This window comes from Sphaerisporangium melleum (assembly GCF_014646695.1).
In the GTDB taxonomy this organism is placed as follows: domain Bacteria; phylum Actinomycetota; class Actinomycetes; order Streptosporangiales; family Streptosporangiaceae; genus Sphaerisporangium; species Sphaerisporangium melleum.
This window is the reverse complement of record NZ_BMNT01000009.1, coordinates 89314-107990: the sequence shown is the minus strand read 5'-3', so window position 1 is coordinate 107990 and position 18677 is coordinate 89314. Positions and strand designations below refer to the sequence as shown.

At 72.9% G+C, this 18677-nt stretch carries 14 protein-coding genes; 9 read left to right on the top strand and 5 right to left on the bottom strand.

Annotated features, from left to right (window positions below):
* Positions 1–32 precede the first annotated feature (32 nt).
* The 3 genes from guaA to IEY93_RS09950 all read left to right on the top strand — a co-directional run bounded on the left by guaA (position 33) and on the right by IEY93_RS09950 (position 3886).
* Positions 33–1598: a glutamine-hydrolyzing GMP synthase gene (gene guaA, locus IEY93_RS09960; protein WP_372444495.1), complete on the top strand. Its 1566-nt coding sequence runs from the start codon at positions 33–35 to the stop codon at positions 1596–1598.
* A gap of 402 nt (positions 1599–2000) precedes the next feature.
* Entirely contained in the window at positions 2001–3371 is a 1371-nt protein-coding gene (locus tag IEY93_RS09955; RefSeq protein WP_189162705.1) for a DUF2157 domain-containing protein, read from the top strand.
* Positions 3368–3886: a GDYXXLXY domain-containing protein gene (locus IEY93_RS09950; protein ID WP_189162704.1), complete on the top strand. Its 519-nt coding sequence runs from the start codon at positions 3368–3370 to the stop codon at positions 3884–3886. Before IEY93_RS09955 ends, IEY93_RS09950 begins: the two co-directional genes overlap by 4 nt.
* Positions 3887–3950: 64 nt before the next feature.
* Here IEY93_RS09950 and IEY93_RS09945 read toward each other — a convergent pair whose 3' ends face one another.
* Both IEY93_RS09945 and IEY93_RS09940 read right to left on the bottom strand, forming a co-directional pair.
* Positions 3951–4181 (bottom strand): DUF397 domain-containing protein, encoded by a 231-nt coding sequence (locus IEY93_RS09945; RefSeq protein ID WP_189162703.1) that lies wholly within the window; start codon positions 4179–4181, stop codon positions 3951–3953.
* 255 nt (positions 4182–4436) lie between these two features.
* Positions 4437–5237: a polysaccharide deacetylase family protein gene (locus IEY93_RS09940; RefSeq protein WP_203968548.1), complete on the bottom strand. Its 801-nt coding sequence runs from the start codon at positions 5235–5237 to the stop codon at positions 4437–4439.
* A gap of 259 nt (positions 5238–5496) precedes the next feature.
* Between IEY93_RS09940 and IEY93_RS37975 the strand changes: the two genes are divergently transcribed.
* Both IEY93_RS37975 and IEY93_RS09930 read left to right on the top strand, forming a co-directional pair.
* Positions 5497–7101: a CDP-alcohol phosphatidyltransferase family protein gene (locus tag IEY93_RS37975; RefSeq protein ID WP_229691014.1), complete on the top strand. Its 1605-nt coding sequence runs from the start codon at positions 5497–5499 to the stop codon at positions 7099–7101.
* Between the two features lie 24 nt (positions 7102–7125).
* Positions 7126–8172 (top strand): sulfotransferase family protein, encoded by a 1047-nt coding sequence (locus IEY93_RS09930; protein WP_189162702.1) that lies wholly within the window; start codon positions 7126–7128, stop codon positions 8170–8172.
* Between the two features lie 20 nt (positions 8173–8192).
* On the opposite strand, the gene IEY93_RS09925 is transcribed toward IEY93_RS09930, so the two are convergent.
* Together IEY93_RS09925 and IEY93_RS09920 are read right to left on the bottom strand one after the other, a co-directional pair.
* Positions 8193–9266 (bottom strand): glycosyltransferase, encoded by a 1074-nt coding sequence (locus IEY93_RS09925; protein ID WP_189162701.1) that lies wholly within the window; start codon positions 9264–9266, stop codon positions 8193–8195.
* On the bottom strand, positions 9263–12094 hold the full coding sequence (locus IEY93_RS09920) for a bifunctional glycosyltransferase/CDP-glycerol:glycerophosphate glycerophosphotransferase (RefSeq protein WP_189162700.1): 2832 nt from the start codon (positions 12092–12094) through the stop codon (positions 9263–9265). The genes IEY93_RS09925 and IEY93_RS09920 overlap by 4 nt, the downstream gene beginning before the upstream one ends.
* A 271-nt stretch (positions 12095–12365) precedes the next feature.
* On the opposite strand from IEY93_RS09920, the gene IEY93_RS09915 reads away from it, so the two are divergent.
* The 4 genes from IEY93_RS09915 to IEY93_RS39550 all read left to right on the top strand — a co-directional run bounded on the left by IEY93_RS09915 (position 12366) and on the right by IEY93_RS39550 (position 17467).
* Positions 12366–14048 (top strand): alkaline phosphatase D family protein, encoded by a 1683-nt coding sequence (locus IEY93_RS09915; RefSeq protein WP_189162699.1) that lies wholly within the window; start codon positions 12366–12368, stop codon positions 14046–14048.
* A 626-nt stretch (positions 14049–14674) separates the two neighbouring features.
* The gene (locus tag IEY93_RS09910; RefSeq protein ID WP_189162698.1) at positions 14675–15169 is read left to right on the top strand and encodes a SigE family RNA polymerase sigma factor; all 495 of its coding nucleotides are present in this window, start codon (positions 14675–14677) and stop codon (positions 15167–15169) included.
* Positions 15166–15990, top strand: a complete 825-nt coding sequence (locus tag IEY93_RS09905) for a hypothetical protein (protein WP_189162697.1) — start codon at positions 15166–15168, stop codon at positions 15988–15990. Before IEY93_RS09910 ends, IEY93_RS09905 begins: the two co-directional genes overlap by 4 nt.
* Before the next feature lie 244 nt (positions 15991–16234).
* The gene (locus IEY93_RS39550; protein WP_307837589.1) at positions 16235–17467 is read left to right on the top strand and encodes an SRPBCC family protein; all 1233 of its coding nucleotides are present in this window, start codon (positions 16235–16237) and stop codon (positions 17465–17467) included.
* A gap of 431 nt (positions 17468–17898) precedes the next feature.
* On the opposite strand, the gene IEY93_RS09895 is transcribed toward IEY93_RS39550, so the two are convergent.
* Positions 17899–18471, bottom strand: coding sequence for an ATP-binding protein (locus tag IEY93_RS09895; RefSeq protein ID WP_189162696.1), 573 nt, complete (start codon positions 18469–18471; stop codon positions 17899–17901).
* Between the last annotated feature and the right edge of the window lie 206 nt (positions 18472–18677).

Sequence of the window (18677 nt, the reverse complement as noted above, 5' to 3'; positions counted from 1 at the left end):
TCGATAGACTGTGGTCACCGCCGCTTCTCTCCTTGGGGGTCTTTCCGTTGTCTGAGTTCGACACGGTCCTGGTCGTCGACTTCGGCGCACAGTACGCGCAGCTGATCGCGCGCAGGGTCCGTGAGTGCCATGTGTACTCCGAGATCGTGCCCTCGACCATGCCGGTGAGCGAGATGCTCGCCAAGAACCCCAAGGCGATCATCCTGTCCGGCGGCCCGGCCTCGGTGTACGCCGAGGGCGCGCCGGCCGCCCCGGAGGGTCTGTTCGAGACCGGAGTGCCCACCTTGGGCATCTGCTACGGCTTCCAGGAGATGGCCAGGGTCCTCGGCGGTGACGTCGCGCGCACCGGCACCGCCGAGTACGGCGGCACACCGCTGACCGTGGGCAGCGAGGGCGTGCTGTTCGCCGGGCTGCCCGCCGTCCAGTCGGTGTGGATGTCGCACGGCGACAGCGTCGCCGCCGCCCCCGACGGCTTCCAGGTCACGGCCTGGACGCCCGACACGCCGGTCGCCGCCATGGAGGACCCCTCGCGCGGCCTGTACGGCGTGCAGTTCCACCCCGAGGTGCTGCACTCCGAGCACGGCCAGACGGTGATGAAGCACTTCCTGGACGCCGCGGGCTGCCGCCCGACCTGGACCATGCTCAACATCGTCGAGGACGCGATCGAGGCCGTCCGCGCGCAGGTCGGGCCCGAGGGGCGGGCGATCTGCGGGTTGTCGGGCGGCGTCGACTCCGCCGTGGCCGCCGCGATCGTCCAGCGGGCCATCGGTGACCGGCTGACCTGTGTGTTCGTCGACCACGGGCTGCTGCGCAAGGGCGAGGCCGAGCAGGTCGAGCGTGACTTCGTCGCCGCGACCGGGGTGAAGCTCCGGGTGGTGGACGCCGCCGAGCGCTTCCTCAAGGCCCTGTCCGGGGTGTCCGACCCCGAGGAGAAGCGCAAGATCATCGGCCGGGAGTTCATCCGGGTCTTCGAGGACGAGCAGCGCGCCATCCTGGCCGACGGGCCGGTCGACTTCCTCGTCCAGGGCACGCTCTACCCCGACGTGGTCGAGTCGGGCGGCGGCACCGGGACGGCGAACATCAAGTCCCACCACAACGTGGGCGGGCTGCCCGACGATCTGCGGTTCACGCTGGTCGAGCCGCTGCGCACCCTCTTCAAGGACGAGGTCCGCCGCGCGGGCGAGGAGCTCGGGCTGCCGTCCGCCATGGTCTGGCGCCAGCCGTTCCCCGGCCCCGGCCTCGGCATCCGCATCGTCGGCGAGGTCACCCACGATCGCCTGACGATCCTGCGCGAGGCCGACTCCATCGCCCGCGAAGAGCTGTCGCGCGCCGGTCTCGACCGTGAGATCTGGCAGTGCCCGGTCGTGCTGCTCGCCGACGTCCGCTCGGTCGGCGTCCAGGGCGACGGCCGCACCTACGGGCATCCCGTCGTGCTGCGCCCGGTGACCAGCGAGGACGCCATGACCGCCGACTGGTCCCGCGTCCCGTACGACGTGCTGGCCCGCATCTCCACCCGCATCACCAACGAGGTCCGCGAGGTCAACCGCGTCGTCCTGGACGTCACCAGCAAGCCGCCGGGCACCATCGAGTGGGAGTGACCTCCCCGGCCCCGGTGAAGCCCTGACCTCGACCCCGGCGCACGGGCATGCCGGGAGTGGGCGACCGCGGCGATGGACAGGGTGCCATAGGGCAGGGCTTGCCCTTCGCGACGCTGCGGGAGCGGCTTAGCGAGAAGCCGCTCCCTTCAGGGAGCGGAGGAGTCACGAGGCCCTTTTCATCGGTGCGGGTTTCCCGGCATGCTGAGCGGGACCGCGGCGATCAGGGCGGCTCGATCTGATCGAGACCGGCCGCGCGACCCGGTCTGTGGCCGGCGCGCCGCGGCCATCGGTCCGCCAGGGCCACCGGTCGGGCGGGTGCCGATCCTCCGGAGTGCCGGTCCGGCGGGGTGCCGGTCCGGCGGTGCGCTGGGGTGCCGGGTGATGGGGGGGAAAGGGCTAGGCATGGTGGAGCCGACGCGGGTGAAGGTGCGGGTTCCGGCCCGGCGACTGGCCTGGTTACACGGCGAGCTGGTCCGCTGGCAGGCGGAGGACCTGCTCGACGCGGACGCGGCACGGCGGATCGCCGACCGGTACGCGGCCGGACGGCGGCTGGGCCTGGAACGCCTCGTCCTGCTGCTCGGCGGCGGTTTCCTCGGTGTGGGGCTCATCTGGATCGTCGCGGCCAACCTGGACCGGCTGTCGCCGGTGACCCGGTTCGCGGGGATCACGCTGGTGTGGCTGGCCGCCGTCGTCCTCGGTGAGATCCTCACCGGGCCGGCGGCCAGGTCGGCGGCCCGGCTGGTCGCGGTCCTGGCCGCCGGCGGTGTGATCTTCCAGGCGGCGCAGAGCCTGCACGTCCCGGCGTACTCCTCCGGCCTGCTGGGCGTCTGGGCCGGTGGCGCGCTGGCGTACGCGTACGCGACCCGCGCCGCGGGGCCGCTGGTCGCGGCGCTCGCGATCGGATCGTTCTGGTACGGCTGGTGGGCGGGCGACCAGGCGGGCGCCGCCGGCGTCGCGCTGTCCCTGGTCGCCGCCGCGGCTGCCGCGGTCTGCCTGGCCATCGTCCACGAGGGCAGACCGGCGACCGCTGACGCCGGAGACGCGGCGACCGCTGGTACGGCCGGTGGGGCGGGAGACGGTGCCGGGGTCGCCGTCGCGGCGGCCGGTGGGGGAGGAGGCGGTGCTGCTGAGGCCGGCGGTGCGGCGGCCGGTGGGACGGGGCGCGGTGGGGGCGGGCGAACGGCCTGGTGGGGTGGGGGGCCCATAGCGCGGGCGGGGTGGTCCGGACGGTTCGCCGCCGTGTGGCGGTGCGCCGGATTCCTGCTCGCCCTGAGCGGGCTGTTCGTCGCGGCCTTCCCCGGCGTCGGACGCGCCGACCTGTCCGGCTCGCCCGCCATCTGGACGGGCGTCGCCGCCGCGATCGTGGCCGCCGGCGCCGCGCTGTCGCTCGGTGACCCGGGCGCCCGCCGCGAGGTGCTCGTGGCGCTCGTTCTGATCATCGCCACGGCCGGCCTGGTCTCGTGGTCGCCCGGTGATCTCCATGGCCCCGAGGCCGGGCTCACCGGCGCACAGACGGCCCGGGCGCTGACCGGCACCTTGATCTACATCCTCGCGGCGAGCTGGTTCGCCGCGTCCGGTGCCCGCCGGGACGTCTCCTCCCTGGTCGCCATCGCCACGGCCGCGCTGGTGGTCTTCGTCACGGCGCAGAGTTTCGCGGTGTTCCAGCCACTGCTGTCGGGCGCCGCGCTGTTCCTGGCCCTCGGCGTGATCTTCATCGTCACCGGCGCGCTGGCCGAGTACGGACGCCGCCGCCTCCTGGGGGTGCGCAGATGACCGAACCGCCCACCCCAGCGGCGTCCGGACGGGGCCGCCGGTCACCTGCCCGCCGTGCCCTGCTTCTGGTCGCGGCCGCGGTGCTCGTGCAACTGGCGCTGCTCGCCATCGTGCTGCGCCCGCAACTGTCGGCCCGCATCGGCGGCGCGGACTACCGGCTCGCCACCGCGCCCGTGGACCCGGTCGACCCGTTCCGGGGCGCGTACGTCATGCTCGGCTACCCAGGGTTGCCCACGGCGAAGGACCTGCCGCCGGGGGAGGTCTTCGTGCCGCTCGTCCGGGACGGCGCACTGTGGAAGGGCGCCTCCATCGAGCCGCGCCGCCCGGCGGCACCGCCCTACCTCGCCTGCTGGACGAGCGGTTACGGGACGCTGAGCTGCGGCATCGACAGCCTGTTCCTCCCGGAGGACCGGGCACGGCAGGTCGAGCGCGAGCTCAGGGCGAACCGCGCGGCGGCGGTACTCAAGATCGACGACCAGGGCAACGCGGCCGTGGTGAACGTGGTCCCCCGCTGACCGGGCCGGGCGGCGGCCGGATCGGACCGATCCACGCCGCGCGGCCGGTGAGGCAGGGGCGCGGTCAGTCGTCGAACTCGCCGTCGCGGACGCCGAGGACGAAGGCGTTCCACTCGGCCGGAGTGAATCGCAGGACGGTGCCGTTGGGGTCTCCGGGGTTGCGGAGCGCGACGGCGCCACCGGAAAGGTAGGCGATCTCGATCCGGTCGTCGGACGTGCTGCCGGGTGCGCTGAGCCAGCTCACGTCCGAGATGTCCATCGCGTACAGCTCGGCCTTCTCGTGCGCGTCACTCATCTCCGCGGAGCCTCCATCGGGCATGGGTAAGGACAACGCGGGAAACGTTAGCAGCCGTCAGTGCGGGAGGACCGGCCTTCGGCGGCAGGCAGGGGTGCCCCAGTGCCCCCCTGCTGGGGACCCCTTGCGGCGCGGGCTAGAACGGTCCATCGCGCGGCCCTGTCCGGCACTCGCGGCAGCGTGTGTCCGTCGAACCCGCGACGCCGGCCTGGTTGCCGCGTGTCTCGCGACGCCGCCGCGGCCCGGTGCGCAGGGTCAGTTCCAGCCGCCCACCGGGTAGATCTCGCCGGCGGCGAGGGAGCGGCCGCGGAGCAGGGAGGTGACCGGGACGACGTGGTAGCCCTTCTTCTCCAGCGTCGTCAAGATCTTCGGCATCGCCTTGACCGTCTGGGGCCAGATGTCGTGCATGAGGACGACGCGGTCGCGCTTGGCCAGGCCGAGGACCTTCTTGGTGATGGCGGCGGTGTCGCGCAGCTCCCAGTCGCGGCTGGTGCCGTTCCACACGATCTGCGACAGGCCCAGCTCGGCCGCGATGCCGCTCACCCGCTCGTCGGTGTCGCCGTACGGCGGGCGCATGAGGCCGGGCTCCCTGCCGGTGACCTTGCGGATGACGTCCTGCGTGCGGGTCAGCTGGTCCCGGATGTCGTCGTCCGGGAGCGAGGGCAGGTGCGGGTGGTCGTAGGTGTGGTCGCCGATCTCGTGTCCGTCGCGTGCCATCCTGCGGACGACGGAGGGTGACGTGGCGACCCGCTCGCCCATCAGGAAGAACGTGACCTTCGTCCGGTGCCGGCGCAGCAGGTCGAGCAGCTTGCCGGTGTACGGGCCGGGGCCGTCGTCGAAGGTCAGCGCGATGCACTTCACCTTCGCGCAGTTCACCTTCCCGGCGGACGCGGACCGCTGCGCGGCGGAGGGGATGGACGCGGCGGGTGCCGCGTGCTCGCGCCCGGCGGTGCCGGTGGCCTGGCCCGCGGTGGCCGCCGTCGCGCTCGGCGTGGCCGCCAGCGCCACGGCGCCCGCGATGACCACCGGGATCCACTTCTGAACCGCTCGTCCCACCGTTCTTCTCCTCATCTCGGCGCCGCGACACCATATACCAGCCCCACTAATAACCGGATAAGCCGTGCAATATCGGTATGGGGTGGGCGAAGTGCCGCGCTCCGGGAAAGGCGGCGGGCGAGACGCGATACGGCTTCCCGCGCGGCCGGGTCAAGGCGCCGGGGGCAGTCGCGCATAGCGGTCAAGAAAGCATCCAGAGATCTCATGTTAGTTACAGAGGGTGAGTTTTCGCTGGCCCGACGTGACCATGCTGGCAGCCATGAGGTCCTATTCGCTCGATGACGTCCTCGCGACGCGCAAACGCAGAGACTCATGGTGGACGGTGTTCATGGTCGACCCGGTGGCCTGCCGGGTGGCACTGTTCGTAGCGAATCGCACTGAGATCACCCCGAACGCGCTGACGCGCTGCTCGCTGGTCCTCGGCATGGTCTCCGCGGCCTGTTTCGCGGCCAACCACCTCGTGCTCGGCGCGGGGCTGTTCTACCTGAGCTTCATGATCGACTGCGTGGACGGCAAGATCGCGCGGCTGAAGGGCACCGGAACCCCGTTCGGACTGTGGCTGGACTACGTGGGCGACCGCATCCGCGTGGTCTGCTGCGCGGCGGGCCTGGCCTACGGGCAGTACACGGTCACGGGACGGATGGCGTACGTGCTGCTGGGCGCGGGGATAGCCGTCCTGGACCTGTTCCGGTACGTCAACGGCCCGCAGATGAAGCGGGTGCGGCAGACGGTGAAGGCCCGCAGGCGCGCCGCCCGCAGGGAGGAGCTCGCGGCGGTGCGCGACGCCATGGCCGTGGAGTCGCTGACCCAGGAGGCCGGGTACGCCGCCTCCTACGGGATCGCCGCGGCTCCGGGTGAGCCGCTCGTCCGGGCCTGCCACGTCCCCCGCGATGCTCATGGCCCTGATGATCCGCACGATGTCCCCGACCCCTATGACCCCTGCGATCCGTACGACCAGATGGCCGACCTCTTCGAGGAGACGCCGCCGTCCGGGGCCTGCCGCCGCGCGGCGGCCTCGCCCGGCCCCGACCCGGCACCGGGGCCGGCGGGCTCAGGCGGTGGCGCGAAAGTCCCGGGCTCCGGCACGCAGGACGGATACGGGACGGGCTCGGAAAGCGGGTCCGGGACGGCGGCGGGAAGCGGATACGAGACCGGGCCGGAAGACGGCTATGGGGCGGATGGCGGATCCGGTGACCGGCTCGCGGAGCCGTACGGCGCCCCGCTGATCCCCCGGCAGGCCTCGCCGTCCAGCGAATACGACCGGGCCTACCTCTACGACTCCGGGGCTCCTTTCGACCAGAACCAGACGGCTCCGTTCGACCGGCCGGCCGCCTTCGACGAGCCGGACTCCTTCGACCGCACGGCCCCCTTCGACCAGGTGGCGCTGTTCGACCAGGCGACACCGCTCGGCCGCCCCGCCCCGTACGGCCGGGCCGCCGCGCAGCCTCCGGCCGGTTCCTTCGACAAGGCCGCGCCCCATGACGGGGACGGCCCCTTCGGCCCGGCGTACCGCCGCCACGTGCCGCGCCTGCACCTGGTGCCGCAGCCCCCGGAGGCGGAGGCGCCGCCGATCGGCCTGCGGCGGCGTCTGGTCCTGTGCCTCACCCGCCATCGGGTGCGCACGCACCTGATGAGCGGCATCGAGTTCCACGCGGCCGTGTTCGTCGCGGGCCCGCTGCTCGGGCCCGCCGCGCTGCTGCCGGTGACCGTCGGCGCCGGCCTGCTGCTCGTCCTCAACGAGATCTTCCTGGTCTACCGCATGTGGCAGTCCACCCGGGCGGTCGCGCCGGACCCGGCGCACGCCGCCTCGGGCCCGGACGGCGAGCGGCACGTGCGGACCGATCCGTTCTTCACAGGGGTGTAGACGATGGTGAACAGAGTGGAGAGCATGCGTCCTGACCGGCCCATCTTCGTCATCGGCTGCCCGCGTTCCGGTACCACGATGCTGCAGCTCATGCTGCACGCGCACGAGCGGATCGCGGTGCCGCCGGAGACGCGGTTCCTGCTGTCGGCGTACTACCACCGGCGGCTGCACGGCGACATGCGCGTGGTGGAGAACCGCCGCAGGCTGGCCGAGTGGATCGCCACCGACAAGACCACGAAGTTCCGCGAGCTTCACCTGGACCGCGCCGCCTATGTCCGCAAGGCCGTCGAGGGTCCCGGTTCGCTGGGGTCGGTGATCGGCGAGGCGTTCCGCGAGTACGCCCAGCGGTTCGGCAAGCCGCGCTGGGGCGACAAGCGGCCCAGCTACATCAAGCACCTGGAGGTGATGCTGCGGTTGTTCCCCGACGCGCAGTTCGTCCATCTGGTGCGGGACGGGCGGGACTGCGTCGCCTCGCTCAAGGAGATGCCCTGGTACCCCCACGACGTCTTCCACGCGATCTCCACCTGGCGCGAGACGATCGACCTCGGCCGCTGGTTCGCCGCCCGGCTGCCCGCGGGCACCTACTACGAGCTGCGGTACGAGGACCTGACCGCCGACCCGGAAGCAGAGCTCGCGCGGCTGTGCGGCTTTCTCCGGGAGGACTTCGACCCGGCGATGTGCGAGCCCCGGCAGGTGGCGACGGTGGCGGTGCCCGCGCACAAGGTGTGGCACAGCAACACCCACCGGGAGATCACCCAGGCGCGGGTGGGGAGCTGGGCCACCCGGCTGGCCCCCTGGGAGATCGCGCTGTGCGAGTGGGTGCTGGGCGATCGGCTGCGGTCCTGGGGCTACCAGGTCGAGGAGTGCGAGCGGCCGTCGGCGGAGCACCTGCTCGCCTACCACCGGGTGGCGACCCGGCGGTGGCTGGCCTGGCGCAAGCGCGTCGCCCGCGACCGGATCAGCCGCCTGCGCGAGCCGGGCCCGCTGGAGGCCATGCTGACCTCCGGGCAGCTCGCGTCGGTCACCGTCCCGCCACCGCGCGCCCCGTCCGCAGCTCTCGTGGACCGTTGACGGGCGGGCCGCCGCGGTGGTCAGCGGCACACCTGCGCGAACAGCGTCTCCCAGCGGTCCAGGACGTTCTCGGCCCGGTACGCCGCGGCGTGCGCCCGCGCCGCGGCGCCCAGGCGGCGGCGCCGGGCGTGGTCGGCCATCAGCCCACTGAGCGCCGCGGTGAACGCGTCGACGTCGGCGGGCGGCACCAGCGCCCCGGTGAGGCCGTCGAGCACCAGCGCCCGCACCCCGGCGGAGACGTCGAAGGCGACCGACGGCATGCCGTACGAGGCGGCCTCGGCCACCGGCAGCGGAAAGCCCTCGTGTTCGCCGGTCAGGCCGAGGATCGCCCCGTTGAGGTACTCCCGGCCCATCTCGGCGACGGTCACCCGGCCGCGGAACACCACGCGGCCGGCCACGCCGAGCGAGGCGGCGTGGGCGCGCAGCCGGTCCCGCTCGGGACCCTCCCCGATCAGGTGCAGCTCCCAGCGGCCGCGGGTCCGCCCGGCGCGCGCGAAGGCGGTGATGAGCCGGTCGAACCGCTTGACCGGCACCAGCCGGCCCACGCCGAGCACCCGGGGCACGTCCAGGAAGGACGGCGTGTCCGGCCAGGCGCGCAGCGGGCTGGGCAGGTGGGCGGTGTTGGGCAGCAGCGCCTCCTCGGCGAACCGGCGGGCGTCCTGCGGGCTGGGGAACACGGCCTGGTCCAGGGCGGCGTAGTCGCGGGCCACGGCGGCGAGGCCACCGTGCCCGCGGGCGTGCTCGTACGAGCCGTGGTACTGGCCGATGGACCGCGATCCGGGCGGCAGCAGCCCGGCCAGCAGGGACACCGTCGCCGGGCAGGTCAGCACCGCGTACTCGGGGCCGATGGCGGACAGCAGCCGGCCGGCCCGCCGGCGCGTCGTCCCCGGCCCGTCCCCGAGCGGGCGTCGCCGCAGGACGTGGCGCTCGTACAGCGGCCGCTGGACGTATCTGAACGGCTCGGCCGTCTGGTTCAGGCCGACCAGGTGGACCTCGTGCCCGCGCAGGGCGAGGCCCTGGGCGAGCGTGTGGGTCACCTGCTGGACGCCGCCGAGCGTGTCGGCGTCCACGCAGGCGAACACGACCCTGCTCACGTGCCCGCGCCGCTCGCGGCGTCCTCTGGCGCGTCGAGCAGCACGCCGCAGGACGCGTGCGGGAAGAACGCCTCGACCACCCGTGCCGCCGCCTTGCCGGTCTCCTCCCCGCAGAAGCGCCGCGCGAAGTCGGCGTACCGCTCGGCGTGCTCGGCGGCGACCGCGTCCAGGTCGCGCAGCGCGGCGGCGAGTTCGGCGGTGGTCGTCAGGAGCGGTCCCGGGGCGATCTCCCGCAGGTCGTGGTACAGCCCGCGCTCCACCCGCGCGTACTCGTCGAGGTCGTCGGCGTACAGCAGGATGGGCCGGCCGGTGCAGGCGTAGTCGCAGATGATCGAGGAGTAGTCGCTGAGCAGGGCGTCGGAGGCCAGGATGAGATCGTTGACCTCGGGGTACGCGCCGGCGTCCCGCACCAGGTGCCGCACCGGCTCGGGCACGGTGAAGCTCTCGGCGGGATGGGTGCGCAGCACCACCACCCACCGGTCGGCGACCGCCTCGGCCAGCGCGGCCAGGTCGGCGCGCACCGACGCGCCGGTGCCCGCGGACAGGTCGCGGTAGGTGGGCGCGTACAGCAGCACCCGGCGGTCGTCGGGGATCTCCAGCGCCGCGCGCACCCTCGGGCCGGCCGACGGGTCGCCGTTGACCAGCACGTCACAGCGGGGCGAGCCGAAGCCGAGGACGCTGCCGGTGTACTCGGCGGCGGGTACGAAGACCCGTTCGAACTCCGGGCCGGAGGAGACGAGCGCGTCCCAGCGGGCCACGGTGGCCCGCCACCGTTCGCGTGCCCGCGGCGCGTCGCCGCGCAGGGCGGGGGAGTCCAGCCCGACCGTCTTGAGCGGCTGCCCGTGCCAGGTCTGCAGGTAACGCGTCCCCTTGGGCTTGGGCAGCTCGGGTGGCAGCCCGTGGTCGTCCACCCAGTAGCCCGCCCTGGCCAGGGTCCACAGGTACCGCCAGCTCATCGGGTGGACGAGCGGCACGTCCGCGGGGAAGCCGGTCGCTCCGGGGCGCGCCGACCAGCGCACCTCCAGCGGCAGGCCGCGGCGGCGGATCTCCTCGTAGATGTACCGCGGGTCGCCGGTGTACCCGGCGCCGCCGCCGGACTGGAACAGCGCCAGGTCACGGCGGCGGGGCACCACGCGCACCAGGCCCCGGTACACCAGCCGTTTGAGCGCGGCGTGCCCGGCCGGCGCGCGCAGCGGCCACGCTCCCCGGCGTACCGTCCGGGCCGGCCGCCAGGAGACGCCGAGCACGGCGCTGTCGCCGTGCGGGGCCACGGTGACCCGGTGCCCGCCCACGGTGACGACCAGCGGCGGCGTCCGCGGATCGACCAGCAGCGCGTCGCGGGTGCGGTGCCCGTCCGGGCGGACGTACTCCACGCGCACCTCCCGCCGTCCGCCGGACCCGGACCGGTCGAGCCCGGCCTCCGCCAGGTCCGCCTCCACCCGGGTCAGGTAGCCGCCGTCCGGTTGCCGCAGCGGCGTGAGCGGCACGCGCAGCCCCTTCACCACCAGTTCGGCCGCGCACTGCCAGCGGCGCAGCACGGCGAACGGGTCATAGGTGCGCAGGGTCAGCGACAGGACCGTCCCCTCGCAGGAGATCTCGGTCACCTCGTGCCGGATGCGGCTCGCGGCGAACGGCAGCTCGGCCAGCCGGAGCGCGGTGATGTCCAGGCCGGGGTCGGCGCGCGTCCCCCAGTATGTCCGGCCGTCCACCCGCAGCGCGTGCCGGGGCGGGGCCTTGCGGCCGGTCAGCGACCGCGCCGCCACCAGCAGGTCCTCGGAGCGGCCTGCCTTGATCAGGTGGCAGCACACCCGGATCATCGGATCGGCCCGGTTCAGCGCGCCGGGACGCAACTCCTCCAGGTACGGCCGCACCGCCGCGGTGAACTCCTTGACCCGCGCCTTGTCGCGGCGCGGCAGCCTGGCCAGGTGGACGCGCAGGTCCTGGGCCAGGAAGCGGCCCTGCCGGTCGGCCACCAGGTCCGAGTAGCCGCCGTCCCGCAGGATCGCGTCGCCGACCTGCGCCGCCCGCACCCGGTCGCGCAGGTCGTCCATGTCGTCGCCACACGGACCGGTGGCGGCCTGGTGCGCGAGGTGGACGACCCAGGGGACGACCGCGAAGCGCCGGGCCGCGCAGTACAGGGCGGTGGTGAAGACCACGTCCTCGTAGCGCAGGTTCTCGGCGAAGCGCAGGCCCTGTTCGCGCAGGAACGCCGTCCGGTACAGCTTGCCGGTGGCGAACCCGTCGAGGAACAGCCGGGGCTCGGCGCGGATGCCCTCGACCACCCGGCGGAGCCGGAACAGCTCGGAACGGTATCGCTGGGTGCGGCCGGTGTCGTCACGGCGCCGCGCGAGCTGCCCGGCCGCGAAGTCGGCGCCGGTCTCGGCCACCTCCAGCAGCAGGCTCCGGCAGGCGTGCCTGGTCAGCTCGTCCCCGTCGTTGAGGAACATCACGTGCGAGGCGCGGACGGCGTCCAGCCCGATGTTGCGCGCCCTCCCGCGCGTCACCCCCTCGCCCCGTTCCTGGCCACCCCCGTACCCCGGGCCGTCGTCGCGCTCTCCAGGACCCGCGCCACCGTTGCCGTCCCCGCCGGGCCGGCCGTTCCCGTGTTCCGCGCCGCCCGCTCTGGGGGCGTCCGCGCGGACGTACCTGACCCGGGCGTCGTCCATCCGGGCGCGGGCGACCACCTCGGGGGTGTCTCCGGCGCCGCCCGCGTCCACGACGATCAGTTCGAGGTTGCGCAGCGACTGGTCCAGCACGGACGCGATGGCGCGCGGGAGTCGGCGGGAGTCGCTGGCGGTGACGAGCACGACGCTGACGTCCGGTTGCATGCTTGGTCTCCCGAGTCGGCGTTGACCCTGAACCCGGTATTCCCGACCCGGTGTCCGAGCCGCCGTACGCGGTGGAGTGCTGACCCGGCCTTGCCGCGACCTTTGACGCGGCCCCGTCCGGAGACGACGGGCAACGCCGGGCCCTCATGTCAGCTATGTCGAGATTTAACGGTGCATGTGGCCCTCTTCGGGTCGATTTCCGTTAACGGCGCAGTCATGATCCTCAGCAAGGCTGCGGGGGTCACGCAATGATCCCCCTCGGGAGCCATCCATGCCGCACCTCGACCGACGATCGTTCCTCGTGACCGGCCTGGCCGCCGGCGCGGTCGCCACCATCCCGGCGTCCGCCGCCCTCGCCGATCCCGACCCCACCGCCGAGACCGCGCAGAGCCTCGCGAGCAGAGGGCTGCGCGCCGACCCGTTCACCCTCGGCGTGGCCTCCGGCGACCCCGACCACAGCGGCTTCGTGATCTGGACCCGCCTGGCCGTCCAGCCCCTCGCCGAGGACGGCATGGGCGGCATGCCCGCCCGCCCGTTCCCCGTCCAGTGGCAGGTCTACGCCGACGACCGCTGCCACCGCGTCGTCCGCGCCGGCGTCGCCACGGCCGCCCCCGAGTGGGGGCACAGCGTCCACGTCGAGGTGGACGGCCTGCCCTCGGCCCGCGAATACTGGTACCGCTTCCGCGTCGGCCCGTACGTGTCGCCGATCGGCCGGGCGCTGACCGCGCCGCACCTGCTGTCCTACGGCGGGGCGCTGTCCATGGCGTTCGTCTCCTGCGCGCAGTACGAGCACGGCTACTTCACCTCGTACGGCCGGCTCGCCGAGGAGCGGCCCGACCTGATCCTGCACCTCGGCGACTACCAGTACGAATACACCAAGAACACCTACACCATCCCCGGCGGCAACGTCCGTGACCACGAGGGACCCGAGACCGAGACGCTGGCCGGCTACCGGCAGCGGCACGCCCAGTACAAGGCCGACCTCGATCTGCAGGCCGCGCACGCCGCCGCGCCCTGGCTGGTCGTCTGGGACGACCACGAGCTCGACAACAACTGGGCCGGCGAGGTGCCCGAGAAGCCGGAGATCCCGCAGCCGGACTTCCCGGCCCGCCGCGAGGCCGCGTTCCGCGCCTACTACGAGAACATGCCGCTGCGCCGCACCTCCATCCCGCGCGGCGTCGACATGCAGCTCTACCGGCGCGTTCGCTGGGGCCGCATGGCCACCTTCCACATGCTCGACACCCGGCAGTACCGCGACGACCAGGGATGCGGGGACGGCTACCGCGACTGCCCGGCCGCCGTGGACCCGGCGCGCTCCATCACCGGGGCCGAGCAGGAGCGGTGGCTGCTGAAGGGCTTCCGCGACTCCCGGGCCCAGTGGGACATCCTCGGCCAGCAGGTCTTCTTCGCCCAGCGTGACAACGACGCCGGGCCGGCCAAGGTCACCAGCATGGACGCCTGGGACGGCTACGTCGCCTCCCGGCAGCGGATCACCCAGGGCTGGGTGGACGCCGAGGTGCGCAACCCCGTCGTACTGACCGGCGACGTGCACGCGCACTGGGCCTCGGACCTCAAGCTCGACTACGACGACCCGACCGGCCCGACGGTCGGGTCCGAGCTGGTGGCCACCTCGATCAGCACCGGCGGCGACGGCGCCGACTCCGATCCGGCCACCCACCCCTTCCTCGCGATCAACCCGCACCTGAGGTTCTACAACAACCAGCGCGGCTACGTCCTGACGAAGATCGAGCACGATCGGATGACCGCCGACTTCAAGGTGGTCCCCCGGGTCCAGGTCCCCGGCTCCGAGGCCTACACCCGCGCCACCTTCGTCATCGAGGACCGGGTGCCCGGCGTCCAGCAGACCTACCTGCGCCCCCTCGACCCGGCCCTGATGCGCACCCGCCAGATGACCGTGGAGGACACCACCGCCTGGGAGACCGACCGCCCCTGACCCACCCCCCGCCCGGCGCTCGCCGGAACCCCCGACGGTTCCGGCGCTCGCCGTCCCCCGTGACACGGTAGGGATCGCCCGCCCCGTTACCCCGTCCCGCTGGTGTCCTGCGCCGGAAATTCGCCGGCCAAGTCTTGTCCGATCGCACCAGGTCGAATGCGAAAGGACCAGCGACCGACCTCGCCCATCCCGCCATCGACTCAGGCGGCGAACTTCCGGCGCGGCCGGGTTGCTTCTTCCGCCCGTCCGATGGCTCCTCCCGTGGGCGCCGCGTCGGTGGGATGGGTACGGCGAACACCGGCGCCGTCCTACGGCGCGGCCCCGGCGAACCTTCCCGGTCACCGAGCCACGTCGCATCCTCGGGTGACGACGGCGGCCACGCGCTCCGGGGTCATCGCGAGGAGTCGAGGTGGCGCTTGAGGGCTGCCGTGATCTCGAGTTCGGGGCCACGGCCGCCGGCGTTGGCGCCGTGCTCATCCTCGCCGTGACCGTGCTCCCCACCTGGTCGGCGCTGCGCCACGAAGTACCGCGAACGCCTCGCCGTGGAATGGCTCCATCGGTCCCGTCATCCGAATCGGTGGCCCACCGAGTAAGGGACAGTGAGACCTTCCGGACGGAGACCATGGATGCAGGGCGGATTCGACGACTACGTGTCGGCGCGCTATGGGCGGCTGCGACACGCGGCCTACCTCCTCACCGGCGACCGGGCGAGCGCCGAGGACCTCGTCCAGACGGCGCTCGCCAAGGCATGGGTGGCCTGGCGCCGCATCGAGGGCGACCCCGACCCGTACGTGCGCCGGATCATCGTCAACACCCACGCCTCCTGGTGGCGGAGGAAATGGCGCCACCAGGAGGTCCCGGCGGACGATCTGCCCGAACGCCCCGGCACCGCCGACCACGCCGACGAGGTCGGCAGCAGGCACGCGCTCCTCGCGGCGATGAAGGACCTGACCCGGCAGCAGCGGGCCGTCATCGTCCTGCACTACTTCGAGGACCTCACCCTCGTCCAGTGCGCCGACGTGCTCGGCTGCACGGTCGGCACGGTGAAGGCCCAGCTCAGCCGGGCTCTGAAGCGGCTTCGTGTGCAGTCGGGAACGCATCTGAAGGGAGTAGGACGATGACCTTCACCGAAGAGGACCTCCGCGCGGCGCTCTCCGAGGGAGTACGAGCCGATCACCCGGACGTGCCCGGCATCGTCCGGCGCGGCCGGCGGATCCGGCGCCGCAGGACCGCCGGGGTCGCCCTCGCCGTGACCGCCGTGGCGGTCGCTGCCGTGCTGCTCGCCGGACCCGGTGCGAACCTGGCCACGCTGGATCAAGGGCCGGTGACGCAGGCGACGCACGCGACCATCGCGCCGCCGGGCGGGCTTCCGCCGAGGAACGAGGTGGACGCTCCGTTGATCAAGACGGCGGTGTTCGACACCATGGTGACCGGAGCCACGATCACGTTCCGGCCGGTCAGCCCGTTCACCTCGCTCACGGTCGTCTGCGCGGACCCGCGGGCCTGGGTCGCGGTCACCTCGCCGAACGGCGGAGCCGGCCTGACCAGGTGCAGCCCTGGCGGGTTCACCACGATGTTCGACAGGCTGTCCATCGTCGACGACTGGCTGACCCGGCCACAGCGGATGCACGTCTGGGTGTTCCCCGCCGACACACCGATCGCCGAAGGCCGGAGGGGCAGGGCAGGCAGCTCTTACGACGGCTGCGTGGTGGCGGACGAATCCACCGGCCGCTGCGACGGCGAGTACCTCCCCGCGGTGCTGCTGAAGCCGGGGTATCTGGAGAAGCTGGCCGCCGAACTGGGGCCACGGCCAGGACGGTGGGCCATCGGAATCTACGACCGAGCCGACCTGGACGCCCCCGCGTTCCCGACGCCGACCACGACCGTCACCCCCTCCGTACGCAAGGGAACAGAGCGGTCGACTCCCGGGACACGCCCCTGAGCCGCGTCCGGCCTGCCCGGACCGCCGTCCCTCGAACACCGGGTGACCGGTGCGCCACTACATCCCGCCCGAGACGGGCCGGATGTAGTGGATGTCGAGATTCGGGCAGGGGTGGGACCGGGCGATGCATGGTTAATCACCGGGGTAGTCATGGGGGTGTGCGCGGTCATAATGGCGCGAGAGCGACAAAGTGCCGTCTCGCCGGCACCGGAGGCTAGACGGCATCTGGAAGAGGAGCGGGTCGATGGCGATGCGGTTCGAGCACGAGTTCACGGTTCCCGTCCCCCTCGAACAGGCCTGGACGGTGCTCCTCGACGTCGAGCGGGTGGCGCCCTGCCTGCCCGGCGCCGCGCTCGACAGCGCCGAGGGCGACGCCTTCACCGGCCGGATGAAGGTGAAGGTCGGACCGATCACGGTGACCTACCGAGGCCGGGCGAGCTTCGAATCGGTCGACAAGGACGCGCACACGCTCACCCTCAAGGCGTCCGGCAAGGAGGCGCGTGGTACCGGCACGGCGAGCGCCACCGTGGCCGCCACCTTGACCGGGGAAGGCGCCCAGACGCGGGTCAAGGTCGAGACCTCCTTCAACGTGACCGGCCGGCCCGCGCAGTTCGGGCGCGGGGTGATGGCCGAGGTCGGCGCCAAACTCCTCGACCGCTTCGCCGCCAACCTCGCCACCCTCCTCCATGAACCCCCCGCCACCCCCGCCGAACCGGCGACCGATGCCACCACAGCTTCCAAAACCACCCCCACCCCTCAGCCCGCAAGCCCCCTTCCGCCCGGACCCGCGGGAACCCCCGCTACCGAGCCGGTGGGCACCCTTTCAGCGGAACCAGCGGACACCCCTGCCGTCGAACCGGTGGCCTCGGTCGAAGCTTCGGCGGAGCTGGCGGAGGAGCCCGCCCCGACCCCGTTCAACCAGCCCGAGCCATCCCTGGCCGGGTCGGATGCGGAAGAGCCGGCCGAACTGATCGTCCCCGTGGAAGGCGGGGAACCGGAAACCGCAGGGCAGCCGGCCGCGTCCGAGCGGACAACCGTCCCCGCTCAGGTGCCCGTCCCGGAGCAGCGCGCCGTCCCTCAGGAGCCGGCGGTCGCCGAGGAGCCCGGGGTCGCGGGGAAGCCCGAAGTCGCGGGGAAGCCCGAAGTCGCGGGGAAGCCCGATGTTGCGGGGGAGCCCGGGGTCACTGGGAAGCCGGAAGTCGCGGAGGAGTCGCAGGATTCGGAGCGGCGGTCGGGTACGCGGCACCTGACAGCGGTGCCGGACGCTTACGATCGCGAGTACGCCGAGAAGGCCGAAGGCCGCGAGATGCACCCGGCCGGGACCTTCCGTACGTCCCGCACGGCCGAGGAGGAGGCCCTCGACCTGCTGGAGATCGCCGGCGTCCCGGTGCTCAAGCGCGTCGCCCCCGCGGTCGCCGCCCTGGCCGCCGTCATCGTCACCATCTGGCTCATCCGCCGCACCCTCACCCGCCGCTAGCGCTCATCCGTCCGGTCGCCCCTCCCACCTCCGCCGCGTCGGCGGGGAGGGTGTACGGCGAATCCCGGCGCCCTTCTTACGGCGCGGGCTTGGCTCCGGCAGGCGCCGGGTTCTCCTGGCGCTGCGGGTTCTCCTGGCGTTGTGGTGCCTACCTGCGCCTGGTCCTTTCCTCGTCCGTCTGGTTGGCTCTCCCGTCGGCGCCGCGTCGGCGGGACGGGGTACGGCGAATCCCGGCGCCGCCTTACGGTGCGGACCCGGCTCCGGCACGCACCGGGTTCTCCTGGTGTTGTGGGGCTTACCTGTGCGCGGTCCTTTTCTCGTCCGTCTGGTTGGCTCTCCCGTCGGCGCCGCGTCGGCGGGACGGTGTACGGCGATTGCCGGCGCCCCCTTACGGCGCGGATCCGGCGAACCTCTCCGGTCGCGGCACCAGGTCATGTCCGGGAGTCGGTGAACAGCGCCCATACGTGGTGCCCGGTGACCGGGTCGCCCCGGTAGCCGATCCTCGTGGCCATGCGGGACAGGGCGAGCAGGCCGCGTCCGTTTTCCAGCAGATCGCACCCGGCCCCCGGCTCCGCCGCATCGTCGTCCCCGAACGCGAGCCGGTCTCCGTACTCCGCGCCACCGGACGCCACCGGGAGGCGCGGCGCACCGCTTCCGCCCAGGTCGTACACGCCGACGCGCACCCGTCGCGGACGCCGGGTGACCTCGACGACGAAATAGCCGCCGGGACGGCCGGAGCGACTGTGCAACAAGGCGTTGTTCACCAGCTCGGCCGTGGCGAACTCGACCTCCTCCACCCACCGCGTACCGGCCAGCAGGCAGCGGACGAACGCACGCGCCTTGGGCGCGTCCTCGGTCACCCCGGTGAACGCGCGGCGCCATGCCATCGTGCGACTCGGTACGAGCCGGTCGTCCGGCCTGGTCGACTGTGCGCGATCCGTCGGCTCCACGACCGCCTTCACGGCGGGGGAAGCGGTCGTGACGCCGGCGAAGGGATCGGTCATGGCGGTCGGCTCCTTCCGTTCGATCGCGGGCTCCTCCCGCGCCGAGAAGTACTGTCGTCCTGCCGACCTCGGCCGCCGCCCCCCACGCCGTCACGCCTGACGACTCCTCCGGCGACATCCGCCACCTGCTCGTCCGCGTTCCGCGACGCGCGGAAGGACCATCAGACCCGGATGGCCATGACCCCACAGACGTCATCCACAGTGAC